Here is a 9,626-nt window from a genome sequence, read left to right on the forward strand (position 1 = left end):
TTTTGCGCGGTTTTTTCCGCTGGTCGTTGGGTAGCGAATTCGGTGGCATCGACGAGCACGGCCCGCCGTTTAGAAAAATAGCGCTGCAACTCGGCGGGGGATTGAAATTCGCGTTCCGGCAAACAACCCGCCAAACGGAGTGCTTCCCGCAGCACGGCTAAGCCTTCGTCTTGTCGGCGCTTGGCCGTGGCCCCGTCCAGGCCACAGACCAATCCCAGCACGTCATAAGTCAGTCCTGATTTGCAACTAAACAGGGTGAAGAAAAGCAAATCTTCCTCATCCTTCATGCGCGTTCCAGCGGGATGAATGACCATCCTTTCAGCGAGTTGCATCTCGTGCAACGCCGCATAGGCCCGCTGGAATACCGCCAGAAGTTGCTCGAAATGATGGGCATCACACCCCAACGCAGAACGCCATTGACGAGGTGTTTTCAAGTCTTGAACGGAGATTTTCATGCTCAAATATCCACACTATTCATTGCCTAGGCCGCTGCAACAAGTCTAAGGGCTCCAATTTTCTGGACGTGATGCGGGAAATCGACACGGTGGTGATGGACAAAACCGGCACGTTGACGCAGGGCGTGTTTGCCGTGCAGCAGGTGCAGCCCGCGCCGGGCACCGACGCGGCCCGACTGCTGCGAATGGTGGGCGCGCTGGAAGCAAAATCAACGCACCCCATTGCCCAGGCCGTGGTGGCGCACGTGGGCGCGGCGGCCCAGGGCGTGCGGGTAGAGCAGGTAGAGCAGGTGGAGGAAATTGCGGGCCACGGCCTGCGCGGCCAGGTGGAGGGACAGGAGGTGCTGGCCGGCAATACCCGGCTGCTCACCAAATTCAACATCCCCTACCCCACCGAAGTCGACCAGGTGGTGGATAGCATCGTGGTGGTTGCCATCGCCGGGCAATATGCCGGCCACCTCACCGTGGCCGACGCGCCCAAGGCCGACGCCGTCCAGGCCGTGCGCGAACTAAAGGCCGACGGCATTACCAGGCTGGTGATGCTTTCGGGCGACAAAGACAGCATTGTGCAGCGCGTGGCCAAGGAGTTGGGCATTGCCGAAGCCCACGGCGGCCTGCTACCCGAAGACAAAGCCCGCTACGTGCAACAGTACTTGGATGCGGGCCACCGGCTCGCCTTCGTGGGCGATGGCGTGAACGATGCCCCGGTGGTAGCGCTGGCCGACGTAGGCATCGCCATGGGCGGCCTCGGCTCCGATGCCACCATTGAAACGGCTGATGTCGTGATTCAGACCGACCACCCTAGCAAAATTGCCACCGCCCGCCGCATTGCCCGCGCCACGCACACCGTAGTGTGGCAGAATATCTGGCTGGCGTTTGGGGTGAAGGCCGTGGTCCTGGTACTGGGTGCGGGCGGACTGGCCACCATGTGGGAAGCCGTTTTTGCCGACGTAGGCGTGGCGCTGCTGGCCATTCTGAATGCCATCCGCATTCAGCGCATGAAGTTTTAGCAAAAACCCTGGTTGCCAGCTTATCCCTTCATCGATGCAGATTTATTCTTACTGGACTCGTAGCGCCGTCGATTGCACCGCTCCCGACGGGCAGCCCTACCACCTCATTGCCTATGGCGGCAGCGACCTTAGCCCCGCCGATGCCCGGCTGCAGGCCGAACAACTACTGGAAAAGCGGTGGCAGCGCCTGCAACGCGACGAGGAGCTGGGCCACTACCCCACCGGCGCCCGCCCGCTGCGCGAGCACCTGGAGCAGCGCCTCCAAAACGCGCAGGGAAACACCACCGGGGCCATCACCCGCAACGGGTACGGCGCCCTGGTGCTGAACACCAGCAACGTACTGTTTGCGGACGTGGACCAGACGGATTTAGTGCTGCCACCTCGCTCCAACTCCAAAACCACCAACATCTTCGTGGCCTTATTGCGCCGACTGGGGCTACTCACCACGCCGCCGCCCGTGCCCGCGCCGCCGCCGCTGGAAGGGCTCCCGTTGCTGGAAGCCCGGATTAAAGCCTGGCTGGCAACGCATCCCGAATGGAACTTCCGCCTCTACCGCACCCGGCTGGGCTACCGCGTGCTGGCCACCCACGCCGAAATCCTGCCCTCCGACCCCACCTCCCAGGCCGTTTTCAGTGCCCTGGATGCCGATGCCATTTACGTGCGCATGTGCCAGCGGCAGCAGTGCTACCGGGCCCGGCTGAGCCCCAAACCCTGGCGCATCGGGCTGGCCCGCCCCGCCCACACCTTCCCCTACGAAAACGAGCAGCAGGCCACAGCGCAAGCCGCTTGGGAAACGCAGTACGCCGCCCAAAGCACGGCGTTTTCAGTCTGTGAGCTTATTGGCAGTTACGGCAGCGGACGGGTGTGCCCGGCCGCCGAAGAAATCGTGGCCATCCACGACGCCGCGTGCCTGGGCGGGCACCCGCTGGCGTAGCTATTCATAAGCGCCTCCATGCTTAAGCAAAATTATAGGGATAGCCGATGGCCTGCAAGTCCTTTTCCAACTGTGGCCAGTCTGCCACTTCATTTACGAGGGCCAATACATGCGCCTTCGTCAGGCTTTCACCCCGGTAGATTTTTGCTACGGCACCGGCATCCAGGGGCGACCATGAGGCTTCTTCACAGTAGTATTCATTGGCCCAATCCACATACGTATCCGGCCGGCCGTCGAAGATGGAAAGTAGTTCTTCGGAACCGTCGTCCTCATCCTGCAACGCCCCGGTTTGCCAGCCATTCGGTGCCGTGTGCCACAGGCAAAAGGTAGTGCCGGTCGACTGCACAGGCTCACCAAATATAAATTCCTCGAAACACGCTGGCAGGCCACGGGTAATCCGGGCTTTGTCGGGTTGTGGGTATTCGTGCATAAGGCCACTTATCACGCACCCTTCCGACCGGAATAGCACCAGCAACTCGTCGCCTGACCCATTGCGCATGGTCATCGCCTCTTCACCTTCGCCCCAATTCGCGTTGTAGGAATAGTAGCGGTATTCCCAATCCGGCGAATTGATGGCATCAAGCACGGCCAGCGCTTTGCTGATGGTTTCTAGTGCCGCCGCATCAGGAAGCGCGCTGTAGTTCTGGGTCGAAATCATGGACTGGTCCTTAGTAGGTTTTGCTCGCGTCCGTCGGCACCACAATCACGAAATCGGCCACGTTCAACTGGTCCTTATCCAGGTGCTGAAGCTGCTCCTGCGTCACCACGCTCAGGGTGCGTATGCGCAATTTGGGGGCGTATTGGCGTAGGTAGGCGGCAATGCCGTCGTGGTTGTCGGAATGGAAACTGCCGTTGACGTGCAGCAGGGTTTGCCCATCCTGGCGGCTGGTGCGGATGAAGTGGGCCATGGTGGCATCTTTCAGAGCCTGCGCCTGAATGATGTTTTGGGCGCCAGCGCCGTGGGCCTTGCTGTCGCCGCCGAACATGGCGGCCATTTTTTTGTAGCCGGGCAGCTCGTAATCCACTTGCAGCGGCAGCGGCGCGAGCAGGGCGCGGTCGGTGGCGGGCAGCTTGTCGAGGGCCTTGAGGCTGCCACGGGCTACGGCCTGGGCAAACGGGCGCGGGGCGTTGGTGCCGATGACCGGAATTCGGTTTTCGCGCGCGAACAGCACCAGCGGATGGTAGTCGGTATCGTAGTTGGGCCACGGGCGGGCCTGACGGGCGAAGGCGGTATCAGCCAGCGTGCCGGCGGCAAACTGGGCCACCAGCGGCTGCACATCGCGCTCAAACATTTCCAGACCCAGCACCAGCTGGCCGGGCTTTTTCAGTTTCTGCAAGTCCTTAGCCACCTGCAATTCCAGCCAGTGCGTGAGGGCGTCGTTGTGCTGCTCGCCAAACAGCACGACGTCGGCCTGCGCCAGCTCGACCAGCATCTGGTCGTAGTCGGCGGACTGGCCGGTGGCGGTGAAGAGGCGGTACGCGGGCCGGTCGCCCACGGGCCGGAAGGCCACCAGGCCACCGAGGGGCAGCAATAGCGCCAAGAGCAGCATACGGCCGAGGCGCCTGGAATTAGAAACGAAAAAATAATGCATGGTGTGAAGATACCACCGCATGGAGTAGCCAACAAAAACAGGCCCCGCCAGCCAAACGCTGACGGGGCCTGCACAAGGCGCGTAGGCTTGTCTGACTAATCCCAATCGTCGCCGCTGCCTATCGTGGTGGCTAGCCAAAAAGGGTTGCACGAGAAGCCGCTGGTATTTTTGGAGGCGGGCGTCAGCTCCACTACATTCAGCACCACGCCATTAACCAGTAGCTCCACTTTGAGCTTCGTGTTAGCAACGGGCTGCACCATGCTGTTGCACGTCACCTGCCGAAACAGCGCGCTGATGGTCACGTCGTCCTGAATACCAAACGTACCCAAGTCGTACGTTTGGTTGATGGAAGTGGAAAACGCCTTGCTCAGTGACGGCCCAGCCTTGGGATTCAATACGTTGCGGCGCGACTCTACTTTCATCTCGGCCCCGAGACCGAAGAGGTTATCGCCGGTCACGCGCACCTTCACATCGAACTGATTGGCTTTGATGACATCTTCCTTGTCGCATTTGAGAGCCAGCAGCGGTAGCAGCAGCAGCAACAAGCCCAGCAGGGAACGGCGGTAGTTATTCATGGCACAATTTAACGACTACCCTTTATAGAACATCCACTTGCCCAGTTCCTTGTACGTCACCTTCTTGCCGTACATGAGCACGCCCACGCGGTAGATGCGGGCCGCCACCCACACCGTGCCAATGAAACCGATGATAAGCAGCACAATGGACAGGGCCAATTGCCACATGGGCACGCCAAACGGCAGCCGAATCACCATGGCGATGGGCGAGGTGAAGGGAATCATCGACATCCAGAAAGCCACCGGGCCGTCAGGGTTGCGCAGAATAACCGATACGCCCACCACGTAGCTCAAAATGAGCGGCATGGTGATGGGAAACATGAATTGCTGGGTATCGGTCTGGTCGTCCACAGCCGCGCCCACCGCCCCAAACAGGGCGCCGTAGAGCAAGTAACCACCCAGGAAATAGACGATAAAGCCGAAGAGAATGGTGCCCAGCGGCAGGTTGCCCAACACCTCGAATATTTTGAACTGGCCCGTCGCGGTGGCCTGAGCGTCTTGCGAACCCAGTTGCTGCTCCGCCTGTTCGCTGGCGGTTTTGGGACCATCGGCGGCCGTGTTCGGAGTGGCGTCGGCCTTGGCAACCATCTCCGTTTTGGCCTTCTTGTCCACTGATTTCATCAGAAGGGGCGCCAGCAACGAGGTTGCGCCAAACGAGAGCAGCCCCCACAGCAAAAACTGCGTGAGGCCCACGGCCGCGATGCCCACAATCTTGCCCATCATCAAATCAAACGGTTTCACGGAAGACAGCATCACCTCCATAATGCGGCTGGACTTCTCCTCGCCCACCCCGCGCATGATTTGCACGCCGTAGATGAAGATGAAGAAGTAGATGGCCAGCGCCAGGACGTAAGCAATGCCCGAAGTGGCCAGGGCGTTGCTGTCAGCCTCATTGCCAGCGTCGTCGAGGCTGATAGTTTGCAGGTCTATGGTTGAGCGCAGGCGGTCGAGCTGCTCCTGTGAGAGGCCGGATTTCTGCATTTTCAGCTCCGAAAATGCCTTGTTCAAGGCCGTCTTCACGGCGGTTTGCTTCTTCAGGCTGATGTTGCCTTTGCCGTAAAACTGCACGCCAACGGGATTTTCCACGTCGAGGCCGGCGGGCAGGTACAGCAGGCCGGCGTGCTTTTCCTTCTGAAAGCCCTTTTTGGCCTCTGCCAGCGTTCCGGACGCGGGCTCAAATTGCAGCTGCGCGGTGCTGACCAGGCGGCTGGCAATGCCGAGGCCGCTGTCGTCGCGCACGTCCACCACTTCGGTAGAGTCGTTATCGGAGCTGGCCACCTTCACCACGATGAAACCAAAGGCGGCCAGCAGCAGCGGCACAGCCAAAGTGAGTACAATAAAGGCTTTTTTACGAACACGGGTCAGGTATTCGCGTTGGGCAACGAGTAAGAATTTGGAAGCCATGTTTTTTTGAGCTGTTAGCCACTAGCCGTTAGCTAATAGCTTGGATAAATCGGAAGAAGAAGTCGAAACTCGGTTTACACCATGAGAAAAGTTGTCAGCCAATGGCTAATAGCTATGAGCTGACAGCTAGGAATCACACGGCTTCTTCCACCAGCGTTTCGGGCATGGTTTCGCGCACGCGCCGGATGAAAATCTCGTTGATGCTGGGGATTTTTTCGCGGAATGATTCCACCTCCACCGAGGCGATGAGGTAGCGCAGCAGGTCGTTGGGGCGCACGTTGGCGTGCAACTGCACGCGGGCGTAGAAGTGGCCGTTTTCGCGCTCCTTTTGCTCCACCACTTCAAAATCGGGGTGCGCCAGCATGAGTTTGCCATTCCCTTCCACCTCGTAGGTATTGGTTTTGAACTGGTCGCGAATCAGGCCGATGGGGCCGTCGAGCACCTTGCGCGAGCGGTTTATCAGGGCAATGTTGTCGCACATTTCCTCCACCGATTCCATGCGGTGGGTCGAGAAAATGATGGTGGCGCCCTGCCGGCGCAGCTCCAGAATCTCGTCCTTAATTAAGTTGGCGTTAATCGGGTCGAAGCCCGAAAACGGCTCGTCGAGGATGATGAGCTTCGGTTCGTGCAGCACGGTGGCGATGAACTGCACCTTTTGCTGCATGCCCTTGCTCAGGTCCTCCACGTTCTTATTCACCCAATCCTTGAGCTCAAACCGCGCTATCCACTGCTTGATGCGCTGGGTGGCATCGGCTTTGGTGAGGCCGCGCAGCTGGGCCAGATACAGCAGCTGCTCGCCTATTTTCATCTTTTTGTAGAGGCCGCGCTCTTCGGGCAGGTAGCCGATTTGGGCCGCGTGCTCGGGCCGGAGCCGTTCGCCGCGAAAGCGGATTTCGCCGGAATCGGCACCCGTAATCTGGGTAATGATGCGGATGAGCGAGGTTTTGCCGGCGCCGTTGGGGCCCAGCAACCCGAAAATGCTGCCCTCCGGGATGGCGAGGCTCACGCCGCTCAGGGCAACGTGGGCCGCGTACGCCTTGCGCACATCGATGGCTTCGAGAATTGGTTTCACAGAAAAAAGGTTAGTTGGTTCGTAAATGTAAAGACATCCGGTCAGTCGGAAATAACCGAATGTTCAATTGGCCCCGTCCTCCAGCTCGGCCAGGTTGGCTTCGAGGCGGTCGAGGTGCCGGCCGTAGAGGCGCTGCACGTACCAGCGCGTGCCGTACACGGCCGCCACCTGCAACATTACGCCAAACACCAGCAGCAACCCGCTCGCGATAAACAGCACTTTCCACCGGAATTCCCCCGGCCGGGCCAGCTCTTTCCCCAAAATGAAGCCCAGATTAAATAGCATCATCAGCGGCCCAACGGCCAGCGTGAGGCGATAATAGAAGCGCAGCAGCGCCCGCAGCCCCGCCGCCAACTCCTGTAGGTGGCCCCGCACGTTGCCTTCCACCACCAGCATGCGGTTCAGCATCGTCAGCATGCGGTAGTAATAGTACATCAGGCCCAGGCCCATAATCGTCAACAACACGCCGTATATGCGGGTCAGAAGCATATCGGTCAGGAGAAATATCGAGGGCGAAACCACCACCATCACCGCAGTAAAGGCGGCTTCCCAGCGGGCACTGCGGCGCATTTTTTCCACCAGACCTGGCCGGCTGGCCAGGAGTTTATTCAGTTGAGACGAATTGATTGGCGCTGTTTCCTCGGCCGGGGTCAGCCAGCTCTGGCGCAAGTCTTCGAGTTGCATAGATAGCGAGTATTAGCGGGTGGCGAGGGGCAGTAATTGCCGCAGTTTTTCCTGTACGCGGTGCATTTTCACGCGCACGTTGTTCTGGGTGATGCCGAGGATGTCGGCCATTTCATCATAGGGCCGGTCTTCGAGGTAGAGTAGAATAAACGCCTTGTCGACTTCCGACAGCTGGTCGATGGCCCGGTAGAGGGCGGCCCGGTCCTCGGCATCGGGGCCGGCCTCGGGAGCCAGGGCTACGGCTAGCGCTTCGGCTCCGAGCTCGCCCGGCGCGGGGCGGCGGCTGCGCTGGCGCAGGTTAGAAATAGCCACGTTCAGGGCAATGCGGTAGAGCCAGGTGCTGAGCTTGGCGCCGGGCTGAGGCACGTAGCGCGGCCACGCCCGCCACAGCTGCAGCACCATTTCCTGGAATAGGTCCTGGCGGTCGTCGGCATCCTGGCAATAGAGCCGGGCCACACGGCGCAGCAAGGGCTGGTACTCATTCAGCGCGGCAACAAAATCGGCAGAGGGTGCGGCGGACATTCGGAGTAATTGTTTCGGGAAGTTAATCGCCGGGTTGCGGCCCGGCATTACACCAGCAGCAAAAAAATATTGCCCAATAAATTTTTCGGCGGCGGCTGTAATGCCACCCGAGGACCGGCGATGTACTATCCAAATTCAACCTTCCCAATTCTCCTCTCCCGCATGAAAAAACCTTACCTCATCGCCGGCATCGCCTTCGGGATGGGAAGTCTCTGGCAAATTTTGATTGGCAATTATTTCGCCGCGTCGGCTACGGGCCTGTTCGCCGCCGGCCTGCTGTTAGCCGGCACGGTCTATTTGCCGACGCTCGCCACGGTAGCCGCTGGCTCCCTGCGCGACTGGCACAACCTGCTCGCCATGCTGCTGGCCATGCTGATGGTAGCGTCTTCCATCTACCTATTCGGCTATGACATCGGCCGCGATTTGTACAAGTCTACTCACTCATCAACCACCAAAGCATCCGCTCAATAGGTCATTCTCATCAACCCTTTTCTCACCTTTTTTCTGCAAAAAAATGCGTATTTCAACCCTCACCCTCGCCGCAGCCCTGTTGTTGGCCAGCCCCCTCGCCCACGCCCAAAAGGCAGCCAAAGTTTCTAAGGCGGCCCCGGCGGCCACGACCACCAAATCCCTGCTCTGGGAAATCTCGGGCAACAAGCTCGCCCAACCGTCCTACGTATTTGGCACCATTCACCTGCTCTGCGCCGACGACCTCAAAGTGAGCGAGGCGGTGAAGAAAGCCGTGGGCAACTCGCAGCAAGTGGCCCTCGAGCTGGACATGGACAGCCCCACCATGGCCGAAGAAATGCGCAGCCGACTGATGCTGCCCACCGGCCAAACCGTGCAAGGCTGCATGACCAAAGAAGAGTACGCCGCGGTGAACGAGTACTTTACCAACGAGCTGAAAATGCCCTTTGCCCAAATGGGCACTATGAAGCCCCTCATCCTTTCCTCCTTGCTCTACCCCAAAATGCTGGGCTGCCCCACGGGCAGCTACGAAATGACGCTGGTGGAAATGGCCAAAGCCAAGCAGATAGAAGTCATCGGGCTGGAAACGGTAGCTGAGCAGCTGGGTTTGTTCGACAAAATCCCCTGCGAAAAACAAGCCCACCTCCTGTCCGACATGGTTATGAAGCGCGCCGAGGCTCAGCAGGAGTTCGGTGCCTTGCTGAAACTCTATCAGGCCCAGGACCTGGAGGGCCTGCTCACCATGTCGATGGACAGTAAGAGCCTATCCGGAAAATAAGGAAGTTGTAGCCGAGCGCGAGAATTTTGGGGTTACCACACCTAACAAATTTCCCGTTGCGCCCGACTACAACCGAATACGAAGCTACCATACACGCCGATTTTTTGCCTTCTCCCGCACTCTGGGCCGCCG

At 59.3% G+C, this 9,626-nt stretch carries 11 protein-coding genes and 1 pseudogene; 4 read left to right on the plus strand and 8 right to left on the minus strand.

What is annotated here, in order from left to right; translation table 11 throughout:
• Positions 1 to 455 (minus strand): hypothetical protein (locus GM79_RS06680; RefSeq protein WP_035561203.1); only part of this gene is annotated, 455 nt, incomplete at its 3' end.
• Between the two features lie 47 nt (positions 456 to 502).
• Here GM79_RS06680 and GM79_RS06685 point away from each other — a divergent pair.
• Positions 503 to 1,465: pseudogene (locus tag GM79_RS06685) on the plus strand (HAD-IC family P-type ATPase); the annotation flags it as partial.
• Between the two features lie 34 nt (positions 1,466 to 1,499).
• Positions 1,500 to 2,399 carry a hypothetical protein gene (locus GM79_RS06690; RefSeq protein ID WP_035561169.1) on the plus strand — a complete coding sequence of 300 codons (900 nt, stop codon included), beginning with the start codon at positions 1,500 to 1,502 and terminating at the stop codon, positions 2,397 to 2,399.
• A gap of 22 nt (positions 2,400 to 2,421) precedes the next feature.
• Here GM79_RS06690 and GM79_RS06695 read toward each other — a convergent pair whose 3' ends face one another.
• The 7 genes from GM79_RS06695 to GM79_RS06725 all read right to left on the minus strand — a co-directional run bounded on the left by GM79_RS06695 (position 2,422) and on the right by GM79_RS06725 (position 8,248).
• Positions 2,422 to 3,057 (minus strand): hypothetical protein, encoded by a 636-nt coding sequence (locus GM79_RS06695; protein WP_035561171.1) that lies wholly within the window; start codon positions 3,055 to 3,057, stop codon positions 2,422 to 2,424.
• Positions 3,058 to 3,067: 10 nt separating this feature from the next.
• Entirely contained in the window at positions 3,068 to 3,991 is a 924-nt protein-coding gene (locus GM79_RS06700) for a ChaN family lipoprotein (protein WP_235183932.1), read from the minus strand.
• A gap of 95 nt (positions 3,992 to 4,086) precedes the next feature.
• Entirely contained in the window at positions 4,087 to 4,566 is a 480-nt protein-coding gene (locus tag GM79_RS06705; RefSeq protein ID WP_035561178.1) for a hypothetical protein, read from the minus strand.
• Positions 4,567 to 4,581: 15 nt separating this feature from the next.
• Positions 4,582 to 5,970 (minus strand): ABC transporter permease, encoded by a 1,389-nt coding sequence (locus GM79_RS06710; RefSeq protein ID WP_035561181.1) that lies wholly within the window; start codon positions 5,968 to 5,970, stop codon positions 4,582 to 4,584.
• Positions 5,971 to 6,103: 133 nt separating this feature from the next.
• Positions 6,104 to 7,042 carry an ABC transporter ATP-binding protein gene (locus GM79_RS06715; protein ID WP_035561184.1) on the minus strand — a complete coding sequence of 313 codons (939 nt, stop codon included), beginning with the start codon at positions 7,040 to 7,042 and terminating at the stop codon, positions 6,104 to 6,106.
• Between the two features lie 63 nt (positions 7,043 to 7,105).
• Positions 7,106 to 7,726 carry a hypothetical protein gene (locus tag GM79_RS06720; protein WP_035561187.1) on the minus strand — a complete coding sequence of 207 codons (621 nt, stop codon included), beginning with the start codon at positions 7,724 to 7,726 and terminating at the stop codon, positions 7,106 to 7,108.
• Positions 7,727 to 7,738: 12 nt separating this feature from the next.
• Complete coding sequence (locus GM79_RS06725; RefSeq protein ID WP_035561190.1) at positions 7,739 to 8,248, minus strand: RNA polymerase sigma factor; 510 nt, start codon at positions 8,246 to 8,248, stop codon at positions 7,739 to 7,741.
• A 162-nt stretch (positions 8,249 to 8,410) separates the two neighbouring features.
• On the opposite strand from GM79_RS06725, the gene GM79_RS06730 reads away from it, so the two are divergent.
• Together GM79_RS06730 and GM79_RS06735 are read left to right on the plus strand one after the other, a co-directional pair.
• A complete protein-coding gene (locus GM79_RS06730; protein WP_035561191.1) occupies positions 8,411 to 8,719 on the plus strand; it encodes a hypothetical protein in 309 nt (102 codons plus the stop codon).
• Positions 8,720 to 8,762: 43 nt separating this feature from the next.
• Positions 8,763 to 9,494: a TraB/GumN family protein gene (locus GM79_RS06735; RefSeq protein WP_051718603.1), complete on the plus strand. Its 732-nt coding sequence runs from the start codon at positions 8,763 to 8,765 to the stop codon at positions 9,492 to 9,494.
• Positions 9,495 to 9,626 lie beyond the last annotated feature (132 nt).

Source organism: Hymenobacter sp. IS2118 (assembly GCF_000715495.1).
Taxonomy (GTDB): domain Bacteria; phylum Bacteroidota; class Bacteroidia; order Cytophagales; family Hymenobacteraceae; genus Hymenobacter.

What these genes read in the sequence shown, in the direction of transcription:
- GM79_RS06690 (WP_035561169.1), top strand. Translation starts at nt 1,500, where the DNA reads ATGCAGATTTATTCTTACTGGACTCGTAGCGCCGTCGATTGCACCGCT.
- GM79_RS06695 (WP_035561171.1), bottom strand. Translation starts at nt 3,057, where the DNA reads ATGATTTCGACCCAGAACTACAGCGCGCTTCCTGATGCGGCGGCACTA.
- GM79_RS06700 (WP_235183932.1), bottom strand. Translation starts at nt 3,991, where the DNA reads ATGCATTATTTTTTCGTTTCTAATTCCAGGCGCCTCGGCCGTATGCTG.
- GM79_RS06705 (WP_035561178.1), bottom strand. Translation starts at nt 4,566, where the DNA reads ATGAATAACTACCGCCGTTCCCTGCTGGGCTTGTTGCTGCTGCTGCTA.
- GM79_RS06710 (WP_035561181.1), bottom strand. Translation starts at nt 5,970, where the DNA reads ATGGCTTCCAAATTCTTACTCGTTGCCCAACGCGAATACCTGACCCGT.
- GM79_RS06720 (WP_035561187.1), bottom strand. Translation starts at nt 7,726, where the DNA reads ATGCAACTCGAAGACTTGCGCCAGAGCTGGCTGACCCCGGCCGAGGAA.
- GM79_RS06725 (WP_035561190.1), bottom strand. Translation starts at nt 8,248, where the DNA reads ATGTCCGCCGCACCCTCTGCCGATTTTGTTGCCGCGCTGAATGAGTAC.
- GM79_RS06730 (WP_035561191.1), top strand. Translation starts at nt 8,411, where the DNA reads ATGAAAAAACCTTACCTCATCGCCGGCATCGCCTTCGGGATGGGAAGT.
- GM79_RS06735 (WP_051718603.1), top strand. Translation starts at nt 8,763, where the DNA reads ATGCGTATTTCAACCCTCACCCTCGCCGCAGCCCTGTTGTTGGCCAGC.